The following is a 21,413-nucleotide window of genomic DNA, read 5'->3' on the forward strand; positions in this document are numbered from 1 at the left end:
ATTATTCTTTCTCTTCTTCTTTTTTCTTTAAATCTTCAGATAATGATGAAAAAGGTAGGTTTTTACCAGATCCTTCAGATCCATATTTTTCAAGAGCTTCCTTTTTCTCAATTTCTTCAAGTAATTTAATGCTTAATGTTGCTTTTCTTTTATTCATGTCTAAATCTGCTATTGCACAGTCTAATTTTTCACCACCTGTCCATCTACTTGGTCTAGCATCAGCAGCATTAATTGCTATTGCAGATTTTTTAATCTGGAAGTCCATCTCACAACCCTCTGGTCTTACAATAAGTCCTTTGTTATCTGTTGAAACTACTTTGACAGTTATTGTTTGATTTTTTGACTTATCTTTAAACCAGTCAAACGGATCTGCTTGAGTTTGTCTTAAACCAACTCTAATTTTTTGTTCAGAGGATTTGATTTCTAATACCTTAACTTTAAGTTTGTCACCTTTTTTATACTTAGCCAGTTCTTCTTCACCATTATTTAAATAAGTTAAATCATTACAATGTAAAAAAGCATCAATATCTAAGTCTTCTATTTTAACAAATAATGAATATTCATTTTTATTTACAACCTCACCCTCAACAATTGTATCAACCGGGTATTTCTTTTCGAACGTCTCAAAAGGATTATCTTGAGTTAATCTATGTGAAATAGCAACTCTTCTTTTATCTTTATCAATTTCAGTAATTACACAATCTATTTCATCTCCAACTTTAAACATTTTTTTTGCTGAAACATTTTTTTTAGTCCAACTAAGTTCACTTGAGTGAAGTAAAGTTGTTAAACCTGGTTCAAGTTCACAAAAGGCACCAAAATCCATTAATTTTACCACTTTAACTTTGTAAATTTTGTTTAACTCATAGTTTTCAATATGCTCAAAAGGATCTGGTGATAATTGTTTTACAGAACATCCAACTTGTAACTTTTCTTTATCAACGCTTATAACTTTTAGATCATGTTTTTCGCCAATGTTAAATACTTCATCAGGATGATTTACTCTTGAATAAGAAATTTCTTGTAAGTGAACTAATACGTCTAATTCACCGTTAACATTAAAGAAGCATCCAAACGAACTGTACCCTTTTACTTCTGCACCTTTTATAATGTCTCCAACTTTATATTTCTCGATTATTTTTGCTTTATCCTCTTTTTTAAAAGATGAAATTATTTCTCTTCTTGATACACAAGCATTACCTCTAACTTTGTCTAGTTTAATAAGAGCAAATTTTTGTGGCTCATTCATTAAATGACTTATATCTTTTAGAGGTTTGTCACTAATTTGAGATCCTGGTAAAAACATGAGTGAACCTGTATCAATATGCTCAACAATACATCCACCTTTGCACTTAGATGTAATTTTTCCCATTATGGGTTCATTTTTCTCATATGCTTCAACTAGTTTATCCCAACCTTTAATTTTTTGAGCTTTACTTGCTGAAACTAAAACCTCACCATGTTTATCCTCAATTTTTTCAAGTAAAACTGAAATAGTTTCTCCAACTTTAATTTTTTCTGAAAGACCCATGCTCTTTAATTCGTTAATATCTAGAACTGGCTCTGATTTTAGGCCTTCAACAAATAAAAATACAAATTTCTCTGTAATTTTATTTATTTTACCTTCAATTATTTTACCTTCTTCTATTTGAACTTTTGATAGCTGACTACTTAATAATTTTTCGAATTCTTTAGATGCTGGATTAGATAAATCTTTGTAAATTTCCATTAAATATTCATTTTCCTATCTATTATTTTTTTTATTTTTAAAAAACATGACCTTTTATTAAGGTTTGTCGTATTAATCAATAGTGAATCTCTTGTTTTCTTTAATGGGGATATTTTTCTGTTTAGATCACTTTTATCGCGTTTTTTAATGCTTTTTAAGACTTCTTGATAAGTTACCTTTTTTTTCATTTTTTTTAACTCTTTATATCTTCTTAAAGCCCTAGTTTTTACGTTTGCAGTTATATAAAATTTAAAGTTAGCATCAGGGACAATATTGTAAGTGATATCCCTACCATCTAAACAAGAACCTTTATATTTTTTAGGTGGGTTATATGCAAAATTCATTTGAAAAGAATGAACCATTTTTCTTATAGATTTAATTTTAGAAATTATGGAAGCTTCAGTTCCAACTTCATCTGACAGTAAATTTTGGTCTGTCAGATCTTTTATTTTTAATAATTTAATTTTCGATTTTATAAAATTATTATTGAATTTTTTTGGGGACTTAATTTTTAGATAAGCAATAAATCTATAAATTTTTCCAGTATCAAGATAAAACAGATTGTAATGCTTTGAGATAGCTTTGGCCACAGTCCCAGCACCTGCGGCAGCAGGTGAATCAATGGCAATTTTTAAAATATTTTTTCTTTTTATCACTTTTCTAAATTATGAATAATTTTTAAAAAATTAGGAAAAGAAGTATTTATAGAATCTTTGTCGTGAACTTTCCAATTACCACCAAAAGATAAAGCTGCAACTATACTTGTCATGAAAACTCTGTGATCTTTTAAATAATTTTTAATTGTTACTTTTTTATTATAATTTAAGTGTATATTTGGATTACCATAAATTTTAATCGAATTATTTGTTGTAACAGTTTTGACTCCTAGATTTGTTAAAATTTTTTTAGCCCATTCTAGTCTTGGACTTTCCTTTTGATTCAATTCACTTAAATTTTTGAAATAAGAAATACCTTTTGCTTTAGCTGCGACTAAAAAAATAACTAAAAACTCATCAATTGCCCCACTATTTAATTGTGGTGGACAATTAATTGCTTTTAAATTTTTACTACCATATATTTTAATATCAGCTTTCTTTTCACCCTTATAAATTTTTTCATTTTTAAAAGTTATTTTCACTCCCATTTTTTTTAAAATAGTAACTATTCCTATCCTTGATTGATTTATATTTACATTTTTAATTGTTAATTCTGAACTTGGAGATAACGCTGTTAAAACGATGAAGAAAGCGCTGGAACTGATATCAGATGGTATATCATAATTTAAAGCATTAATTTTTTTTACTTTTTTTATTTTAATTTCATCAAAATTTTTATTATTTTTAATAGTGATTGGTAGTTTTAAATATTTACTTAAAAGCTCTGTATGATTTCTTGATTTTTTTGCTTTAATTGTTGTAGTTCCATCAGTTTTCATTCCTGCAAAAATAATTGAACTTTTGCATTGAGCAGATCCTCTATTTTCAAAGTATTTGATAGGTCTTAAATTTGATGATCCATGAATTTTTAGAGGTAAGAATTTGTTATTTCTTAATTTAAATATAGCTCCAAATCTACTTAGTGGATCAGTAACTCTCTTAAAGTCTCTTTTTGATAAACTTTTATCTCCAATCAAATTAATAGTTTCCGGCGTATCTATTAATAATCCAAGAATAAGTCTTCCTAGTGTACCTGAATTTTCGGCATTAATTGTAAGGTTTTTTTTATATTTGTAACCATGGATACCTTTACCATAAATTTCACATATGTTTCCTTTTAGTACAACTTTTATGCCAAGTTTTTTTATTGCCCTGATTGCAGCCAATACATCTTCTGACATTAAAAGATTTTTTGCCTGAGATTTTCCATTTGATAACGAAGCAAAAAGAACCCATCTGATACTTAAGCTCTTATCACCAGGTACAGTAATAGTTTTTTTAAAGTTTTTTATTTTATTTTTTATTTTTACAAAATTCGACATCGAATATTAAAAATTAATTAAATTTAAAATTATCACCAAAATATGCATTTTTTGCATTTATATTTTTAACTAAGTTAGATGGTGTATCTTGTGCAATGACTTTACAATTACTTAAAATCATAGCTTTATCAACGCAAGCTAGCAAATCTCTAGCTTGATGATCGCATATACAAATTGTAATTTTATTGTCACTTTGCAAATTTACTATAATTTCTTGTAACATTTTTATAGTCAACACGTCGAGTGCTGCAAAACATTCATCTAACAGTAAAACTTTCGGTTCACTAAGTAAAGATAATGATATAACTAGTTTTTTTTTTTGCCCACCAGATAAAAATTTAGCTTTAATATCCTTAAGATTGTCTAATTCAAATTTAGAAATTAGATAATTTATTCTTTCAACTCGGTAATTTTTATTTTCTATTACAATTTCACTAATTGCTTTCAAATTTTCGTGAAGGGTAAGATCATTAAAATAACCTCCATACTGCGGAACATACCCTACTTTAAATTTTTTAGTTCTTAAATAAATAGGGTAATCCGTAACTTCTTCTCCTGCGATTTTAATTTTACCATTATTAGGTTTTATTAAACCTGTTATCAGATTGAATATTGTTGATTTACCAACTCCATTAGGGCCCAAAATACCAAAAATTTGACCTTCATTTATTTGAAAATTTAAATTATCTAGAATTAATCTATTTCCATAAGAAAGTGAAATATTTTGAAACTCAATAACAGAATTTAAGTTTTTAAATGATTTGATTCTAAATTTTTTTATTATTGCCATTTAATTTTTATTTATCAAATTTACCTTCTTTTCTTTTTCATACATAAATATTTTAGCATCTTTAGTTTTAATATTTAATTCTACAGCGTCTGCTTTTAAAGTATTGTTTTGATTTTTATAAATCACATTTCTAGAAATTGACATTAAATTTCTTTTTAGAGAAAAATCAAGATATTCTGATTTGATTTGGTTATCTAAATAATTGATAGTAACATTTTTTGAAAAAATAGTATCAAAATCTAAGGAATTATATTTCCCATAATCAGATACAATTTTTACATCTCCAGAATCAACTATTTTAATCAGAGCGTAAACTTTTGTTAGATAAATAATATTTGGCTCTCTCAAATCTATTTCTCCCTCTAATGCTTTAACTAAATATTCATTACCATTTTCATCCTTTGTTGTGTATTCAACATCTTTAATAATGTTTGAATTGTATTTAGTTTCTTCATTATTTTTTTCTTTTAAAGACAAATTATTATTTTTTTTATAAAATTTTGAGTATGTTAAGATACCTACTAAAGCAATAATCAAAGAAGAAAAAATAATTCTTACAATCTTTTTTTTGTACATTTATGAAATATTCGATTGTAAAATATTATGAATATGCAAAACTCCAATTGTCTTGTATTTAGATTTATTTTTATAAACTAATAAAGAAGTAATTTTTTTTGAATTCATTATAGAAAGAGCTTTTACTGCCAGATCATTTTTACTAATACAAACTGGTTGTTTAGTCATTATTTTTTTAACTGGTAATGAAAAAAATCTTGAATTTTTTTGTGCAAATCTTCTTATTTCTCCATCCGTAATAATGCCAACAGTTTTTTTTTTGCTATTTATAACAATCAAAATACCTAGCTTTTTTTCACTTAATATTTTTAAAGCTTTATTCATCTTTAAATTTTCATTTACAAATGGAATCTTTTTTCCAGTAATCATTATATCTTCAACTGTTTTTAGTTGAGCGCCAAGGCTTCCAGCAGGGTGAAGTCTTTTAAAATCCATTTTACCAAATTTTTTATATTTCATAGACGCTATCGCAAGCGAGTCGCCTAAAGCTAGCTGCGTCGTTGTACTCGCTGTAGGAATTATACCTTCAGCTTCATTTACTTTTGGTATTAACAATTTGACATCTGCAGATTTATAAAGAATTGATTCTTTTTTTGATACTATACCAATTAATAAAATTTTATTTCTTTTTGCAAATTGTATTATATTCTTAAGTTCACTTGTTTCTCCAGAATTACTAATTAATATTAAAATATCTTTTTTTGAAATCATACCAAGATCACCATGAGAAGCTTCACTGGCTACAAGACTAAAAGATGGTGTTCCAACTGAAGCAAGAGTGGCTGCAATTTTAGATGCAATTAGTCCACTTTTGCCTACACCACATAATATTACTTTTGATTGGCAGTTTGCTATTTGAAAAACTGCTTCGTTGAAAGATTTATTCAAATTTTTTTTTAAATTCTGCAAAGCTTCTATTTCTAAATTAATCACATCTTTAGCAACAGATAAAAAATTTTTTTTATTCATTAATGAGACCAAATATCTTCCTTAAATAATGCTAGATCAAGTTCAACTCTTGTTTTCAAAAATTTCAAACATTCTTCGTATAGATGGTATCTTTTTTCTCTTTTTAAAATTTTAATAAGTTCATCATGAATTTTATGTAAATAAATAACATCGTTAGCACAATACTTTAATTGTGCTGGATTTAATTCTCCTCCGAAATCCGAACTCTGAAATTGTTTACTTATATCTATTTTGATAAATTCTTTTATCAAGGTTTTTAAAGAGTGATTGTCAGAATATGACCTTGCAAGTTTAGACGCAATTTTTGTATCAAAAATATTATTAGTTTCGGTTTTCAAATAGTGTTTAATGTGAGCCATATCCGCACGTCCATAATGGAAAATTTTAGTTACGTTTTCATCATTTAATAGTTTTGCTAAATTAGGTGCGTGATAATTTTTTCTATCAAATTGAACTATATGAGCATCTGAGTTACCCGAAGATACTTGAATTAAGCATAATGGGTCACGCCTGACATTTAGACCCATGAATTCACCATCTATTGCAATTATATTGCCTAAATTTAAATCATCTGGTAGATCGTTTTTGTGTAACTGAATATTATTACTCATTTTTAACATATATATATGAAAGCAAAAAATTGTCTAATTTTTGGTGGAAGTGGCCAGATTGGTAGAAATTTAATTAGGAAGCTTACTAAGAATAACTATAAGGTAACTGTAGTAACAAGAAACACTCATCAAAAAAGTTACGTTATTAAAACACAAGCAAATGCAGGTTATATAGATATTGTTGAGTCAAATATTTTTGAAGAACAAAAACTTAGAAAGCTTTTCGAAAAAGCTGATGTGTGCATAAATTTAGTTGGCATTTTATTTGAGTCAAAAAATGGAAATACATTTAAAAATATTCATACTATTTTTCCCTCTTTATTGTCTAAACTTTCAAATGATTACAAACTCAAACATTTTATTCAATTGTCAGCACTAGGAATTAATGAAGCCGTAGATTCTGAATATGCTAAAAGTAAATTGGACGGAGAGCAAAGAATTCTAAAAAATTTTCCTTTAGCTACAATTATAAGACCTTCAGTCGTTTATTCAGTAGATGACAATTTTACAACTAATTTTATGACACTTTTAAATAGATTACCAATATTTCCACTCTATTATAAAGGTAAAACCAAATTTGCACCAATTCATTGCTCTGACCTAACAGATGTTATTTTTAATGTTATTTCTAATAATGTTAATTCCAAAATAATTGAATGTGTTGGTCCAGAAATAATTTCATTTAAAGAAATAATAGAAAAATTATTAAATTTAATTGGAAAAAAAAGATTGTTAATACCAATGCCTTTACCTGTAGCACAAATGTCAGCAAGATTTTTTGAAATAATGCCAAAACCACTTTTGACTAGAGATCAATTAAGACTTCTCAAATATGATAATGTTTTATCCGGAAAATATAAATCTAATTCAGATATAGGTGTACCAAGTTTGAGATACTTCGATGATGAAGTTAAAAAATATTGCTATATGTGGAGGGAAGGTGGTCAATTCTCCACAGAAAAATATAATTCAGATAATATAGATATCAAAACAAGTTAAAATTCTAAGCTGATTGAATTTTCTTTTCAATAAATTCTGGGACTTCCTCTTTTTCTGTTACTTCTTCTTTTTTACCTTTTGGCTGATAAGCATAAAGTAAATGAAGTTTACAATAAGAAAAATCTTTTAATGAAGACCTACCACAAAAATAAAATTTTTTTTCATCTGGATGACCTATAGGCCATTTACAAGAACTTTCGTCTAGCTCTTCTAATTGTTTAGGATTTTCTGGTTCAAAATCTTTTTCGATTATTAAAGATTTAAACTTACTCTTACGACCTCTTCTAGACTTCGTATGATCTTGTTCTATAGAATTATCAAAATTTTTATTAGATGTTGCAGTTCTAGTTTTAATTTTTGCTGAAAGATTTAATCTATGAGCTTTACCAATGACTGCATTACGACTTATCCCACCAATAATTTCAGCTATTTGGCTGGCAGTATTTCCCTTGCCCCACAATTCCTTTAATTTTGAAACTTTTTCTTCAGTCCAACTCATATCTATATGTTGTGTTACTTATTTATAAAATGACAATATACTGTTATTAATTTAATTGGAACAATCAAAAAATTAGAGTTATCAACAATAAAAGCCTAGCTTAAATAATATTAGTTTTTCAATCATAACTTGTATCTATGAAATAAAATTTATAAAAACAAATATAATTTATGAGCAATATAGCAAAAAATTATAACAGAAAAAAAATTTCATTTAAGTATGGCAAGGGAAGCTATCTTTACTCAACTAATGGAAAAAAATATCTTGATTTTGTTATGGGTATTGCCGTTAATTCTTTAGGTCATGCTCATCCAGGTTTAATCGAAACTATATACAACCAATCAAAAAAACTATGGCATGTATCAAATGCTTTTCAAATTCCTGAAGGAGAAAATCTAGCAAAAAAACTATGTGAAAAGACGTTCGCTGATTATGTGATGTTTCAAAATAGTGGTGCTGAAGCAACAGAAGCAGCCATTAAAGTTGCTAGAAGATATTTTTTTTCAATAGGTAAAACAAATAAAAATAGAATTCTCTGTATTAAAAATTCATTTCATGGACGAACATTAGCTGCAATTTATGCGAGTGGATCAAAGAAGATGACTGAAGGATTTGGTCCTAAGGTAAAAGGCTTTGATCATTTTACTTTTGGAGATCACAAGACATTAGAAAAGAAAATTACAAAGAATACGGCAGCTATAATGGTTGAGACTATAATGGGAGAAGGTGGAATTAAAGTTATTCCGGATTTCTGTTTAAGAGAGCTTAGAAAATTATGCGATAAGAAAAAAATTCTTTTAATTTTAGATGAAGTTCAATGCGGTATAGGAAGATCAGGAGATTTTTTTGCATTTGAAAAATCTAAAGTAAAACCAGACATAGTGCCAATAGCTAAAGGAATTGGAGGTGGTTTTCCTATAGGAGCAGTTCTTATGAATAAAAAAGTAGCTGCAGGCATGGTACCTGGCACTCATGGATCTACATTTGGAGGCAATCCACTAGCTATGTCAGTTGGTAATAAAGTAATGGATATAGTTTCAAATAAAAAGTTTTTAAATAATGTAAAAAAATTATCTAAATATTTCTTATCAAACTTGAACAAAATTAAGGAAAAATATCCTAGTATTATCAAACAAATAAGAGGAAGAGGTTTTTTAATTGGAATACAGCTGCATCAAGATCAGACAAATTTTATTAAAAAATTAATGGAAAATAAGTTATTAACTATTCGTGCTGCAGAAAATGTTGTTAGAGTTTTGCCACCTCTTAATGTTAAAAAAAGTGAGCTTGATGAAGCTTTAAAAATCATAAATAAAGTTTGTAGCCAATATAAATAGTTATGAAACATTTTATAAATTTAAAAGATATTCCTAGTAAAGATTTAAGAAAAATAATTACTGATGCAAAAAAAAGAAAAAGTTCTAGAAAAAAACTTAATACATTGGAGACAGATAAAGGTGCTCCATTAAAAGGTAAAATTTTGATCCAAATGTTTGAAAAACCAAGCTTAAGAACAAGAATGAGCTTTTATTTAGCAATAAAACAGCTTGGAGGAGGTACTGTAACACTTAGATCTAATGAACTTCATTTAGGACAGGGTGGAGAAAGTATATCTGATACAGCAAAGGTTCTCTCAACGTATGGTGATGGATTTATGTTGAGAACAGATAGTGATAAAAAAATTGAAGATTTTAAAAAATATTTATCTATCCCAGTGATTAATGGTTTGAGTCCGTCCTCTCATCCAACACAAGTGCTTTCCGATGTCTTTACAGTTGAGGAGATTACAAAAAAACCTATCTCTAAATTAAATATTTGTTGGATTGGTGATTCAAATAATGTTTTAGATAGTTTAATCGCTGCTTCAGTTAAATTTACTTTCAAGTTAAGTATTGGCTGTCCAAAAAACTTCGAGCCAGGAAAAGAAGTGAGCAATTGGATAAAAAAAAATAAGAGAAAAATTTATATTTATAATGATCCAAAAAAAGCTGCTAGCGGAGCTGATGTAATTTTTTCTGATAAAGTCATTTCTTTAAATGATAAAGTTAATAAGAAGAAAAAAATACAAGCATTTAAAAAATTTAAAATTGATAAAAAATTAATGAGTTTTGCAAATAAGGATTGTATTTTTTTACATTGTCTGCCTAGAGGGAATGAAGTTTCTGAAGATATTTTCTTAGGAAAAAAATCTCATGTGTGGATACAGGCTCTTAATAGAGTTCACGTTCAAAAAAGTATACTGTTGTATTGTTTTGGAAAATTAAGGTAGTGGGACAGGGCTATCTGAATTTTCATTTAGATACTTAATTACCGAAGCTCTATCTGCTTCTTTTCTTAATCCTGCATAAGCCATTTTTGTACCTTTAATATATTTTGCAGGTTTTTTTAGAAATCCATTTAGTTCTTCAAATGTCCATTCTTTTTCATAAGCAGATAATGCTTTTGAATATTTATAATCTTCAACTGCTCCAACTTTTCTTCCAACGACATTATATAAAGCTGGACCTATAGCATTTTTTCCACCCTTAATTATTGAGTGACAGGCTGCACACTTTTTAAATATTTTTTCTCCACTTGCTATATCTCCCATAGCCATTAATGCAGCAATGTCGACTTGTTCTTCTGCAGTAGTTGTTGTAGTAGACGATGGAGTAGATATTTGTTCAACTTCCACCCTGTAACCTGGAGTTTCTGGTTTTTCTACATGAAAAATTACATCAGATAATTTTCCTATACCAATAACAAGAAGTGCTACCATTAAAACTGCAGCTACAATTTTGTTAATTTCAAAAGAATCCATTTTTATAAATTTAATTTTGAACGTATAACATGATAAATTAAAATTTGACTAAAATTTAATGTACAAATTTGCCTCTATTTTAATTAGTTATTAATGAAAACTCTTATAATTATACCCTCTAGATTATCCGCGACTAGGCTTCCAGGAAAACCATTATTAAAAATCAATGATATTTCAATTATTTCACATGTATTTAATAAGGCAAAAGAAGCAAATATTGGGGAGGTAATTGTTGCAGCAGAGGATCAAGAGATTGTCAATGATGTTAAAAATAATGGAGGAAATGCTATTTTAACAAGTGATCAACATAAAACTGGTACAGACCGAATATATGAAGCTTATGAAAAACTCAACTTAGATAATATTAATTTTATAATGAATCTACAGGGTGACGAGCCAGCAATAAATATAGAGGATATCGTAAACCTAAACCAAATGATGATAGATCACAAAGCAAAAATAGGAACTCTGGCTGCTAAAATTGAGAATAAATTAGATTTAGCAAATGAGAATATAGTTAAAGTTATTACTGAAAGTAATTTAGAAGATGACCCGTTTTCTAAAGCAAAAATATTTTTAAGGAAATCTGAAGATACGTCAAATGTTTATCATCATATTGGAATTTACTGTTATTCATCTGAAATTCTTAAAAACTTTGTTCAATTACCACAATCAAAAAATGAAATTGAAAATAAATTAGAACAACTTCGAGCTCTTGACAATAATATCAAAATAAATGTTGCTCTAGCTAGCAAAGCCCCTATAGGAGTTGATACACATGAAGATTATCTGGCCTTAAAAAAAATAATGGAATATAAATCCTGATGGGTAAAATATATTTTCAAGGAACATTTGGAGCTTATTCTCATTTAGCAGCATTATCAATCGACCCTGATGCTGAAATTTTACCTTGTAAAACTTTTGATGATTGTTTTAATAAAGCTTCAGAAGAACCTGATTGCAGAATAATAATTCCAGAGTCTAATAGAATTACAGGAAATATAGGAATTGAATATTTAATCTTTAAGCATAGGTTGAATATTTACCGAGAGCACTTTCAAAAAATCGAACATAATTTATTAGGTCAACAGGGAGCTAAACTGTCTGATATAAAAGAAGTCTATTCTCATGCACAGGGTTTGTCGCAATGTTCAAATTTCATAAAAGAAAATAATATTGCTGAACATATAAGAGCAGATACAGCTGGATCAGCCGAAATGATTTCTAAAACAAAAGACAAAAAACATGCAGCAATAGCATCATCTCTAAGTGCTGAAATTTATAATCTTGATGTAATTAAAAAAAATATAGAAAACGAGAGTGGAAATTTAACACGATTTCTTGTTATGGGAAAAAATATATCTCAACCTGAGTTTGGAAATAAAAAATATATAACTTCATTTTTATTTAAACTTAAAAGTAAACCTGCAGCTCTTTATCAATCGCTTGGAGGATTTGCTATCAATGGAGTAAATCTTACTAAGCTTCAAAGTTACCCTGAAAAAAATTCTTTCGACTCTTATTTTTTCTTATGTGATTTAGATGGACATATTGAAGATCCAAAAGTTCAAAAATCTCTTGAAGAGCTAGGCTTACATTGTGAGGATTTTCACGTTCTAGGTGTTTTTGAAGCTGATAGTTTGAGACAAAAAAAACAATAATCTTTTCTTGTAGATTAGAAATTTTAACTGCTATAATAGATCTGGAGGCTAGAGGTGGATGCTGCTTGAACCCGACCAGATCTTAACGGAAGCAGTCGTAGAGACAGTTATTCAGGTTCTAGTCTCCTTAAAAAATTTATGAATAACAATTCAAAAGTACTAGCTCTTAAATACAGACCTCAAATATTTGATGATCTTATTGGTCAAGAAGTTGTTGCTGAAACAATTATCAATTCAATAAAAGCTGACAAAGTACCTAATGCATATTTGTTTACTGGAATTAGAGGGATTGGAAAAACTACAACCGCAAGAATTGTAGCAAAAGCCTTGAATTGCTCAAATGGTATTGAAAAAATGTGTATTGATAATTTGTGTGAAAATTGTCAGTCGATTGCAAACTCAAGTCACATTGATGTACTTGAAATGGATGCGGCCAGCAAGACAGGAGTTGATGATGTTAGAGATCTAATTGAGTTTTCCAGATACGGACCTACTTCAGCAAAGTACAAAATTTTTATAATCGATGAAGTTCATATGTTAAGTAAACAAGCTTTTAATGCTTTACTAAAAACATTGGAAGAACCACCTTCATATTTAAAATTTATATTTGCCACAACAGAAATAAAAAAGATTCCTATAACAGTCGTTTCAAGGTGTCAGCGTTTTGATCTTTCAAGAATTAAATCTTCTGAATTGTTAGATTTTATAAAAAAAATTAAAGATAAAGAAAACGGAAAAGTTACGGATGACGCTCTAAAATTAATTGTAAAAATATCAGAGGGCTCAGTAAGAGATGCATTATCTCTATTAGATAGAGCGTTATTGAGTTTAGATAATGATAAAGAACTAGATTTAAATTTTGCTCAAAAGATTTTTGGTTATTTTGATAAATCACAATTAATTGATTTATTTGAATTGATACTAAGAGGAGAAGAAGAAAAGACAATAAAAATTTACAGAAAAATATATGATCAGGGAGTTGAACCAAAAATATTTTTAAATGATTTTTTAGAACTGTTGTATTACTTTAAAAATATAAATTCTTTAACTTTAGAAAGCACAAATTTTTCTCTTAATGATGAAGAATTTAACAAAATAAAAAATATTTCTAATCAAATCCAACCAGATGTATTAATTTTATTTTGGCAATTTTCTATCAAGTCGTTAGAAGAATTAGATATTGTATCAAATCAAAATTTATCAATTGAGATGTTTTTGATTAGATTAATGCACTTAAGTTCTGTAAAACAAGTTAAACAAATAGACACTAGACCTACAGAGGAAAATTCAACTAGCAAAATTGAAATAAAAACAGAGACTAAAATTATTGACCAAATAAAAAATATTTCTCAAGAAGAAAAAAAAAATCCTGAAATACAAACTGAAGTTAAAGCAGAAATTAAAACTCAAATTAATTCTTTTGATGAATTAATTGCTACTTGCTCAAGTAAAAGAGAATTAAAACTTAAATTTGAATTAGAGAAAAATGTAAATTTGGTTAAATTTGAAAAAAATAGGATTGAGATTTCATTTAATGACAGCCTTGATAAAGATTTTGTAAAAGATCTTTCCACAAAGCTTTTTGAATGGACAAAAGAAAGATGGATTATCACACTTAGTAAATCAAAAGGAGATCTTTCAATTAGAGAAAAGAAAGAAAATGAAAAAAAAATATTAATTGAAAAAGCTAAACAAACTGAAATTTATAAAAACTTTATGGAAAATTTTCCTGATGCAGAACTGGTAGATGTTAAATCGATAATTAAGGAGGATAAAAATAATGACTGATTTTAATAAAATATTAGACAAAGCAAAAGAACTTGAGGCAAAAATGAAGGAGAGTCAGCAAAAAATTAAAGAGATTAGAGTAGAGGGTGTTTCTGGCTCAAACTCAGCAAAAATCGTCCTGGATGGAGAAGGTGAAATGCAATCAATTAAACTATCAGATGAAATAATGAAAGAAGACAAATCAATAATAGAAGATTTAATTGTAGCTGCGCATAATAACGCCAAATCACAATTAAAGTCGAAAACATCAGAAGAGATTTCAAAAGCTACAGGTGGATTTGGAATACCTGGTTTTAAATGGCCACTATAGTAGATGCAAAATATTAACGAGATTGAGGAATTAATAAAATTAATTTCAAAGCTTCCAGGTTTAGGACCAAAATCTGCTAAAAGGATTGTTTTAAAACTCATTAATAACCGCGATGAATTAGTAAAACCAATGGCAAATACATTGGCTCAAGTTTATAAAAATGTAACTAGATGTAATTCTTGTGGTTCACTTAAATCAATTTCAACTGGATGTATAAATTGTGAAAATACAAGAAATAAATATTCAAAGATTTGTGTTGTAGAAGATATTGCTGACCAATGGTCGATTGAAAATTCAAATATTTATCAAGGGTATTTTCATATTCTGGGAGGCACTATTTCATCAGTAGGCCAAAGAAAAGAAGATTTACTTGTAAACTCGTTGGTCGAGAGAGTTAACCGAGATAAAATTGAAGAAGTTATATTAGCCACAAGTGCAACTGTTGAAGGTCAAACTACTGCTTACTACATTCAAGATAGTCTAAAAAATTCTAATGTAAAAATTACAAAACTTGCACAAGGGTTACCTGTAGGTGGTGAAATCGAAAGTTTAGACGATGGGACTTTATTTTCTGCTTTTAAAAATCGGTCTAACTTAGTTTCTAATTCAGACTAGATTTTTTACCAAGTCTATTTAAATGCAGTAAAGGTTCAGTATAACCAGAAGGTTGTTCTTTTCCTTTAAACACCAAATCACAAGCAGTTTGAAATGCAATTGAATTTTCAAAGTTATTACTCATTCTTACATAATTAGAGTCATTTTTATTTTGATCATCTACAATTTTAGCCATGTCTTTAAGAATTTCTATAACTTGAATTTTTGTTGTAATTCCATGATGTATCCAATTTGCAATATGTTGAGATGAAATTCTAAGTGTGGCTCTATCTTCCATCAAACCTACGTTATTTATATCTGGTACTTTGGAGCATCCCACTCCTTGATCAATCCATCTGACAACATAACCTAATAGAGTTTGAGCTGAGTTAGAAATTTCTTTATTAATTTCATCTACAGACCAATTTGGTCTATCAGCAGTAGGTATTGTTAAAAGATCATCAAGCTTTGCCTGTTCTCTATTTTTTATTTTTTGTTGTTCATCAAAAATATTTATTTCGTGATAATGTAGCGAATGCAAAGCTGCAGCAGTTGGAGATGGAACCCATGCACAATTTGCACCTGCTTTTAAATGTCCAGTTTTTTGCTCCATCATATCTTTCATTTTATCTGGCATTGCCCACATACCTTTTCCAATTTGAGCTTTTCCAGAAAATCCACATTTTATTCCAATATCAACATTATTGTTTTCATAGGCTGTAATCCATTTTGAAGTTTTCATGTCACCTTTTTTAATCATCGGACCAGCTTCCATAGAGGTGTGCATTTCATCACCAGTTCTGTCTAGAAAACCTGTATTTATAAAGAAAACTCTATTTTTTAACGATCTAATGCACTCTTTTAAATTAGCTGAAGTTCTTCTTTCTTCATCCATTATTCCAATCTTGCAAGTGTATTTTGGTAAACCTAAAACTTCTTCAACTTTTGAGAAAAGCAAATCAGTAAATGCAGTTTCTTCTGGTCCATGCATTTTTGGTTTCACAATATAAATAGAACCAGTTCTTGAATTGGTTTTTTTCTTAATATCATGAAGGGCAGCAGCTGTAGTAATGAATGCATCCATTATTCCTTCTGGAACTTCACTGCCATCTTTTAAAATTATTGACGGATTAGTCATTAAGTGACCAACATTTCTAACTAGCAGTAAACTTCTTCCATGAAGCTTTAAACCTTTTCCATCTTTTGAAATATAGCTTCTATTAGGATTAAGTTTTCTTTCAAATAATTTTCCTTCTTTTTCAAATTTTGATTTTAGATCACCTTTCATAAGACCTAGCCAATTTCTGTAACAAACAATTTTATCTTCCGCATCTACAGCAGCTACACTATCTTCGTTATCGCATATAGTTGACACCGCAGACTCTAAAATTATGTCACTAATACCAGCATGATCTTGTTGAGCCGCAAAAGCTCTTGAATCTTTTAAAATTTCTATATGTAAATTGTTATTTTTTAAAATTATAGCAGACGGATTGTCAGCTTCACCCCTATGACCAATAAACTTATTCTCATCTACTAAATCATAAATATCAGCACCTTTTAAAGCTTTAAATTTTCCATACTTAACCGCAAAACTTGTAATTTTTTGCCAACTCAATCCTGCTAATGGAAAATATTTATCTAAAAAATCTCTTCCATATTTTATTACCATCTCACCTCTTAAAGGATCGTATCTTTCAGATACGCTATCTTCTGATTGTTCAATTACATCTGTTCCATACAGACTATCGTATAAGCTCATCCATCTAGCATTAGCAGCATTTAATGCGTATCTTGCATTCATTACTGGCACAACAAGTTGAGGTCCAGCAATACTTGTTATTTCCTCATCAACATTTTGAGTTGATATTTCAAAATCGTCACCTTCTTCTTTCAAATAACCAATTTCTGTTAAAAATTTTTTGTACTCTGACAAATTAAATTCATTTCCCTTATTTTTTATATGCCAATTGTCTATTTGTTTTTGTAAGTCTTCTCTGAATTTTATTAATTCTTTATTTTTAGGTGTTAATTCATTGACTGTTTTCTCGAACCCTGACCAAAAATTATCAACAGATAGATCTGTTTCTTTTAATAGCTCATCGCTTATAAATTGAGAAAGTTTTTCAGATACTTTTAAAGTACTTATATTTATATATTTTTCTTGCATATCACCTAAATTACCCCATCTGTATTTTTGCCTGAGAGTTTTGCTCCTTCGGCGGAATTAATTCTCTTTCCAGAGTGTTATGCAACTATCGGTCCTTTTACCTGAGAGTTTCCGGGGTGGTTGCTCCTTCGGTGCTAAATTTAATAGTCTCTCCCGATAGTAAAATATGTATCTTCTTCTAAAAAAGAGTCAATTAATAACAATTACACTTTAAATTAAATATCATTTTATTGCCTTTTTTATGAATTAACCATCCGCTATAACCTTATTATGAAAAATTATCTTAATTTTGAAACTGAGATTAAAGATTTAGAGACAGAATTGGAAAAATTAAAAGATCCCTATAATCAAGAGGGATTGTCAGAAGTGGATACTCAAAAAATTTCAAAAACACAAGTTGAGTTAGATCAAAAATTAAATGACATATATTCAAACCTAGATCCATGGCAAACTACCATGGTCGCAAGACACGAAGACAGACCAAAGTCTAAATTTTTCATAGATAATTTATTTGAAGATTTTATTTCTCTTTCTGGAGACCGTTATTATGGTGAAGATAAATCTGTTCTTACAGGATTTGCAAAATTTAATGGTCATTCTGTTTTGGTTATTGGCCAAGAAAAAGGTGAAGATTTAGATAGCAGAATCGAAAGAAATTTTGGGATGATGAGACCTGAGGGATACAGAAAAACTATTCGTTTAATGAATTTAGCAAATAGATTTAATATTCCAATTATTTCTTTTATAGACACGCCAGGTGCTTATCCTGGTGTTGGGGCAGAGGAAAGAGGCCAAGCTGAGGCAATAGCAAAATCAATTGAATGTTGCATGGAACTTAAGGTGCCAACTATCGCAATAATTATTGGTGAAGGTGGCTCAGGTGGTGCGATTGCATTAGCATCGTCTAACAAAGTTATCATGCTAGAAAATGCTATTTATTCAGTTATATCTCCTGAAGGCTGTGCAACTATACTATGGAGAGATCCAAAAAAAATGCTTGATGCAGCAAAAGCAATGAAGCTTTCCGCAAAAGATTTATTTAAATTAAAAGTTATTGATGAAATAATCCCAGAACCTTTAGGTGGTGCCCACAGGGATAGAGACCTGATGCTATACAATGTTAGAAAATCTATTTCTAAAAATTTAGATCAATATAAAGAAATGACGTCAGAAGAAATAACGAATGAAAGAAAAAATAAATTTTTAAAAATTGGAAGAAATGATGGTTTTATGAACAATGTAGAAGATTTAAGCAATTTGACCATTAAGAAAAACAATTTTGACAATATTTTTAAATCAAAAAAATTATTATTTGGTATTGGTGCAGGTTTATTATTGTTAGCTTCTTTATTTTTTCTCGCTTAAGAATTATAAAGCTCCATGACAATGTTTAAACTTCTTGCCTGATCCACAAAAGCAAGGTTCATTTCTTCCCATTTTTTTAGTTTGTGGTTTTGGATTTACTCTTTCCTGATTGGAAGATCTTTCCTCTGTTACAACTTTTAAATTCATTAAAATTGTAACATAGTCTAATTTTAGTTTTTCTAATAAATTTGAAAATAAATCAAAAGCTTCTTTTTTATATTCAACTAAAGGATCTCTACCACCATAGGATCTTAACCCAATTACCTGTCGAAGCTGTTCTAAATATTGTATATGTGATTTCCAATTCAAATCTATTGTTTGCAAAAATATTCTTTTTTCAATTTCTTTTGCATGTTGCTCGTTTAGAACTTTAATTCTTTCATCACGTGTCTCATTGAATTTTGAGGATATTTGCTCTTTCAGTTCATTATCTTTTGCAGAAATCAAACTTTCAAGTTCATTATCATTAAAACTTTTCCCAACAATTTTCCTAATTTTGTTGTTAAATTCATTACTTTTTGGATTAGATAGATTTTGAATTTTTAATTTTATCAAGTCTTCTGATATTTCTTTTAAATATTCCTCAGAATAGTCAAAAATATTTTCACTATTCATTGCGTTCTTTCTTTGAGAAAACACAACATGTCTTTGGTCATTTAAAACATTATCAAATTTGATAAGCGTTTTTCTGATATCAAAGTTTCTGGCTTCAACTTTTTGCTGAGCTCTTTCTAATGCTTTGTTGATCCACGGGTGATCAATGCTTTCACCATCTTTTAAACCAAGTTTTTCAAGCATATTATTCATAGATTCTGATCCAAAAATTCTCATTAAATCATCCTCTAAACTTACATAAAATACAGAACTACCTTCATCTCCTTGTCGTCCAGCTCTTCCTCTTGCTTGATTGTCCACTCTTCTAGACTCCATTCTTTCTGTGCCAATTACAAATAAGCCACCTAGAGATTTAATTTTTTCTTTATCTATTTTTAACTGATCATCAGGAATTGATCCTTTTTTTCCACCAAGCTGGATGTCAACACCTCTTCCAGAAATACTAGTTGTAATTATCAAAGATTTTTCTTTTCCGGCATTTGCAATAATTTCAGCTTCATTTTCATGGTTCTTTGCATTTAAAACTACGTGTTTAATTTTTTTTTCATTTAATAATTTAGAATAAACTTCAGATTTGTTGATACTAGATGTGAATACCAAAATTGGTTGACCAATTTCATGTTTTTCAATAATTTTATTAATAATTGCATCATTTTTTTCTTTTTCAGTTCTAAAGATCAAATCATTATAGTCCTTTCGGATCATTTCTTTATTTGTTGGTATTACAACGACTGAAAGATTGTATATCTCAAAAAATTCCTCAGACTCTGTGATTGCAGTACCGGTGCAACCTGATATTTTCTTATAAAGTTTAAAATAATTTTGATAAGTAATAGATGCTAAAGTTTGATTTTCAGCCTGTATCTGAATTTTTTCTTTAGCTTCAAGAGCTTGATGAAGTCCATCTCCAAATCTTCTTCCTTCTAAAATTCTACCAGTCAATTCGTCTATGATTTTAAGAACTCCATCTTTTACTATGTAATCTTTTCCTTTTTCAAATAAATGATTTGCACGAAGTGCTTGATTTACGTGATGAACTAAATGAAGATTTTCTGGGTCATAAAAATTATTATTTTTTAGGATACCTGCATTAGAAAAAAGTTTTTCAACATTATTAATACCCTCGTTTGTTAAAAGTATACTTTTTTCTTTCTCATCTATTTCAAAATCTTTGTTATTTAAAATTTTAACAAGTTTATCTATTGCCAGGTATTGAGCAGTTTTATCTTCTGCGGCTCCAGAAATTACAAGTGGAGTTCTTGCTTCATCAATTAAACAGGAATCTATTTCATCTACAATTGAAAATGCATGAGATCTTTGAACCATTTCTTTTTGAGAAAACTTCATGTTATCTCTTAGATAATCAAATCCTAATTCACTGTTGGTTGCATAAGTAATGTCACAATTGTAGTTTTTCTTTCTTTCCAGATCATCTTGGTTATTATTTATATATCCAGAAGTAAGACCTAGAAAATTATATATGAGACCCATTTCTATTGAATCTCTTTTTGCTAAGTAATCATTAACAGTTACTATATGAACTCCATTTTCAGAAAGCGCATTCAAATAAGCCGCTAAAGTAATAGTGAGTGTTTTTCCTTCACCTGTTCTCATTTCAGCAATTTTACCTTCGTGAAGAACTACTCCCCCAATAAGCTGAACATCAAAGTGTCTTTCTTGTCTTGTTCTTTTTGCAGCTTCCCTTACTAGTGCAAATGCTTCAGGTAGAATTTCGTCTAAACTTTTTCCATTTTTTAATTGATTTTTAAATTCAACTGTTTTTTTTGGAAAGTCTGTATCGCTTAATTTTATGAATTGTTCCTCGTGTGAAATTATTTTTTCTAAAATTTTTCCTATTCTATCTAGTTCTTTTTGATTACTAGATTTGATAAATTTTGTAATTAGATTAAGCGGGTTAAACATGACTATTTGATTTATTCTTTAAATATATTGTTTAAT

The 21,413-nt window shown here is 28.7% G+C and carries 20 protein-coding genes and 1 riboswitch; of the genes, 9 read left to right on the forward strand and 11 right to left on the reverse strand.

Going from position 1 to position 21,413, the window contains the following annotated elements; genetic code table 11:
- Position 1: 1 nt before the first annotated feature.
- The 7 genes from VP90_RS05730 to VP90_RS05760 are packed head-to-tail and all read right to left on the reverse strand — an operon-like array spanning position 2 to position 6,653.
- Positions 2-1,729 carry a S1 RNA-binding domain-containing protein gene (locus VP90_RS05730; RefSeq protein ID WP_262590163.1) on the reverse strand — a complete coding sequence of 576 codons (1,728 nt, stop codon included), beginning with the start codon at positions 1,727-1,729 and terminating at the stop codon, positions 2-4.
- Positions 1,729-2,385: a (d)CMP kinase gene (gene cmk / locus VP90_RS05735; protein WP_262590164.1), complete on the reverse strand. Its 657-nt coding sequence runs from the start codon at positions 2,383-2,385 to the stop codon at positions 1,729-1,731. Before cmk ends, VP90_RS05730 begins: the two co-directional genes overlap by 1 nt.
- A complete protein-coding gene (aroA, locus tag VP90_RS05740) occupies positions 2,382-3,707 on the reverse strand; it encodes a 3-phosphoshikimate 1-carboxyvinyltransferase (RefSeq protein ID WP_262590165.1) in 1,326 nt (441 codons plus the stop codon). The genes cmk and aroA overlap by 4 nt, the downstream gene beginning before the upstream one ends.
- Before the next feature lie 13 nt (positions 3,708-3,720).
- The gene (locus VP90_RS05745; RefSeq protein WP_262590166.1) at positions 3,721-4,497 is read right to left on the reverse strand and encodes an ATP-binding cassette domain-containing protein; all 777 of its coding nucleotides are present in this window, start codon (positions 4,495-4,497) and stop codon (positions 3,721-3,723) included.
- On the reverse strand, positions 4,498-5,073 hold the full coding sequence (lptC, locus tag VP90_RS05750; protein WP_262590167.1) for an LPS export ABC transporter periplasmic protein LptC: 576 nt from the start codon (positions 5,071-5,073) through the stop codon (positions 4,498-4,500). It lies immediately after the preceding gene.
- Positions 5,074-6,042, reverse strand: coding sequence for a KpsF/GutQ family sugar-phosphate isomerase (locus VP90_RS05755; RefSeq protein ID WP_262590168.1), 969 nt, complete (start codon positions 6,040-6,042; stop codon positions 5,074-5,076).
- Positions 6,042-6,653 carry a ribonuclease D gene (locus VP90_RS05760; protein WP_262590169.1) on the reverse strand — a complete coding sequence of 204 codons (612 nt, stop codon included), beginning with the start codon at positions 6,651-6,653 and terminating at the stop codon, positions 6,042-6,044. Before VP90_RS05760 ends, VP90_RS05755 begins: the two co-directional genes overlap by 1 nt.
- 15 nt (positions 6,654-6,668) lie before the next feature.
- On the opposite strand from VP90_RS05760, the gene VP90_RS05765 reads away from it, so the two are divergent.
- On the forward strand, positions 6,669-7,652 hold the full coding sequence (locus VP90_RS05765) for a complex I NDUFA9 subunit family protein (RefSeq protein WP_262590170.1): 984 nt from the start codon (positions 6,669-6,671) through the stop codon (positions 7,650-7,652).
- A gap of 4 nt (positions 7,653-7,656) precedes the next feature.
- On the opposite strand, the gene VP90_RS05770 is transcribed toward VP90_RS05765, so the two are convergent.
- Positions 7,657-8,151: a GcrA family cell cycle regulator gene (locus VP90_RS05770; protein WP_262590171.1), complete on the reverse strand. Its 495-nt coding sequence runs from the start codon at positions 8,149-8,151 to the stop codon at positions 7,657-7,659.
- A 170-nt stretch (positions 8,152-8,321) separates the two neighbouring features.
- Between VP90_RS05770 and VP90_RS05775 the strand changes: the two genes are divergently transcribed.
- On the forward strand, positions 8,322-9,488 hold the full coding sequence (locus VP90_RS05775) for an aspartate aminotransferase family protein (RefSeq protein ID WP_262590172.1): 1,167 nt from the start codon (positions 8,322-8,324) through the stop codon (positions 9,486-9,488).
- 2 nt (positions 9,489-9,490) lie between these two features.
- Positions 9,491-10,420 (forward strand): ornithine carbamoyltransferase, encoded by a 930-nt coding sequence (gene argF, locus VP90_RS05780; protein WP_262590173.1) that lies wholly within the window; start codon positions 9,491-9,493, stop codon positions 10,418-10,420.
- Here the strand turns inward: argF and VP90_RS05785 are convergent.
- On the reverse strand, positions 10,412-10,951 hold the full coding sequence (locus tag VP90_RS05785) for a c-type cytochrome (protein ID WP_262590174.1): 540 nt from the start codon (positions 10,949-10,951) through the stop codon (positions 10,412-10,414). The two genes, argF and VP90_RS05785, sit on opposite strands and share 9 nt — an antisense overlap.
- A 93-nt stretch (positions 10,952-11,044) precedes the next feature.
- Between VP90_RS05785 and kdsB the strand changes: the two genes are divergently transcribed.
- The 5 genes from kdsB to recR all read left to right on the forward strand — a co-directional run bounded on the left by kdsB (position 11,045) and on the right by recR (position 15,325).
- Positions 11,045-11,776: a 3-deoxy-manno-octulosonate cytidylyltransferase gene (kdsB, locus tag VP90_RS05790; protein WP_262590175.1), complete on the forward strand. Its 732-nt coding sequence runs from the start codon at positions 11,045-11,047 to the stop codon at positions 11,774-11,776.
- On the forward strand, positions 11,776-12,612 hold the full coding sequence (locus VP90_RS05795) for a prephenate dehydratase domain-containing protein (protein ID WP_262590176.1): 837 nt from the start codon (positions 11,776-11,778) through the stop codon (positions 12,610-12,612). Before kdsB ends, VP90_RS05795 begins: the two co-directional genes overlap by 1 nt.
- Positions 12,613-12,750: 138 nt before the next feature.
- Positions 12,751-14,400, forward strand: coding sequence for a DNA polymerase III subunit gamma/tau (gene dnaX, locus VP90_RS05800; protein ID WP_262590177.1), 1,650 nt, complete (start codon positions 12,751-12,753; stop codon positions 14,398-14,400).
- A complete protein-coding gene (locus VP90_RS05805; RefSeq protein ID WP_262590178.1) occupies positions 14,393-14,710 on the forward strand; it encodes a YbaB/EbfC family nucleoid-associated protein in 318 nt (105 codons plus the stop codon). The genes dnaX and VP90_RS05805 overlap by 8 nt, the downstream gene beginning before the upstream one ends.
- 3 nt (positions 14,711-14,713) lie before the next feature.
- A complete protein-coding gene (gene recR, locus VP90_RS05810; RefSeq protein WP_262590179.1) occupies positions 14,714-15,325 on the forward strand; it encodes a recombination mediator RecR in 612 nt (203 codons plus the stop codon).
- Here the strand turns inward: recR and VP90_RS05815 are convergent.
- Positions 15,312-17,474 carry a malate synthase G gene (locus VP90_RS05815; RefSeq protein WP_262590180.1) on the reverse strand — a complete coding sequence of 721 codons (2,163 nt, stop codon included), beginning with the start codon at positions 17,472-17,474 and terminating at the stop codon, positions 15,312-15,314. The two genes, recR and VP90_RS05815, sit on opposite strands and share 14 nt — an antisense overlap.
- Before the next feature lie 79 nt (positions 17,475-17,553).
- Positions 17,554-17,640: riboswitch (glycine riboswitch) on the reverse strand.
- A 104-nt stretch (positions 17,641-17,744) separates the two neighbouring features.
- Between VP90_RS05815 and VP90_RS05820 the strand changes: the two genes are divergently transcribed.
- Positions 17,745-18,839: an acetyl-CoA carboxylase carboxyltransferase subunit alpha gene (locus VP90_RS05820; protein ID WP_262590181.1), complete on the forward strand. Its 1,095-nt coding sequence runs from the start codon at positions 17,745-17,747 to the stop codon at positions 18,837-18,839.
- A 3-nt stretch (positions 18,840-18,842) separates the two neighbouring features.
- Here VP90_RS05820 and secA read toward each other — a convergent pair whose 3' ends face one another.
- Positions 18,843-21,377 carry a preprotein translocase subunit SecA gene (gene secA / locus VP90_RS05825; RefSeq protein ID WP_262590182.1) on the reverse strand — a complete coding sequence of 845 codons (2,535 nt, stop codon included), beginning with the start codon at positions 21,375-21,377 and terminating at the stop codon, positions 18,843-18,845.
- Positions 21,378-21,413: the final 36 nt, after the last annotated feature.

The sequence above is a fragment of the Candidatus Pelagibacter ubique HIMB140 genome (assembly GCF_025558165.1).
Lineage (GTDB): Bacteria > Pseudomonadota > Alphaproteobacteria > Pelagibacterales > Pelagibacteraceae > Pelagibacter > Pelagibacter ubique_T.

What these genes read in the sequence shown, in the direction of transcription:
- VP90_RS05745 (WP_262590166.1), bottom strand. Translation starts at nt 4,497, where the DNA reads ATGGCAATAATAAAAAAATTTAGAATCAAATCATTTAAAAACTTAAAT.
- lptC (WP_262590167.1), bottom strand. Translation starts at nt 5,073, where the DNA reads ATGTACAAAAAAAAGATTGTAAGAATTATTTTTTCTTCTTTGATTATT.
- VP90_RS05775 (WP_262590172.1), top strand. Translation starts at nt 8,322, where the DNA reads ATGAGCAATATAGCAAAAAATTATAACAGAAAAAAAATTTCATTTAAG.
- VP90_RS05765 (WP_262590170.1), top strand. Translation starts at nt 6,669, where the DNA reads ATGAAAGCAAAAAATTGTCTAATTTTTGGTGGAAGTGGCCAGATTGGT.
- argF (WP_262590173.1), top strand. Translation starts at nt 9,491, where the DNA reads ATGAAACATTTTATAAATTTAAAAGATATTCCTAGTAAAGATTTAAGA.
- VP90_RS05805 (WP_262590178.1), top strand. Translation starts at nt 14,393, where the DNA reads ATGACTGATTTTAATAAAATATTAGACAAAGCAAAAGAACTTGAGGCA.
- recR (WP_262590179.1), top strand. Translation starts at nt 14,714, where the DNA reads ATGCAAAATATTAACGAGATTGAGGAATTAATAAAATTAATTTCAAAG.
- VP90_RS05760 (WP_262590169.1), bottom strand. Translation starts at nt 6,653, where the DNA reads ATGAGTAATAATATTCAGTTACACAAAAACGATCTACCAGATGATTTA.
- VP90_RS05770 (WP_262590171.1), bottom strand. Translation starts at nt 8,151, where the DNA reads ATGAGTTGGACTGAAGAAAAAGTTTCAAAATTAAAGGAATTGTGGGGC.
- VP90_RS05815 (WP_262590180.1), bottom strand. Translation starts at nt 17,474, where the DNA reads ATGCAAGAAAAATATATAAATATAAGTACTTTAAAAGTATCTGAAAAA.
- aroA (WP_262590165.1), bottom strand. Translation starts at nt 3,707, where the DNA reads ATGTCGAATTTTGTAAAAATAAAAAATAAAATAAAAAACTTTAAAAAA.
- VP90_RS05755 (WP_262590168.1), bottom strand. Translation starts at nt 6,042, where the DNA reads ATGAATAAAAAAAATTTTTTATCTGTTGCTAAAGATGTGATTAATTTA.
- VP90_RS05730 (WP_262590163.1), bottom strand. Translation starts at nt 1,729, where the DNA reads ATGGAAATTTACAAAGATTTATCTAATCCAGCATCTAAAGAATTCGAA.
- VP90_RS05785 (WP_262590174.1), bottom strand. Translation starts at nt 10,951, where the DNA reads ATGGATTCTTTTGAAATTAACAAAATTGTAGCTGCAGTTTTAATGGTA.
- VP90_RS05820 (WP_262590181.1), top strand. Translation starts at nt 17,745, where the DNA reads ATGAAAAATTATCTTAATTTTGAAACTGAGATTAAAGATTTAGAGACA.
- secA (WP_262590182.1), bottom strand. Translation starts at nt 21,377, where the DNA reads ATGTTTAACCCGCTTAATCTAATTACAAAATTTATCAAATCTAGTAAT.
- kdsB (WP_262590175.1), top strand. Translation starts at nt 11,045, where the DNA reads ATGAAAACTCTTATAATTATACCCTCTAGATTATCCGCGACTAGGCTT.
- VP90_RS05795 (WP_262590176.1), top strand. Translation starts at nt 11,776, where the DNA reads ATGGGTAAAATATATTTTCAAGGAACATTTGGAGCTTATTCTCATTTA.
- dnaX (WP_262590177.1), top strand. Translation starts at nt 12,751, where the DNA reads ATGAATAACAATTCAAAAGTACTAGCTCTTAAATACAGACCTCAAATA.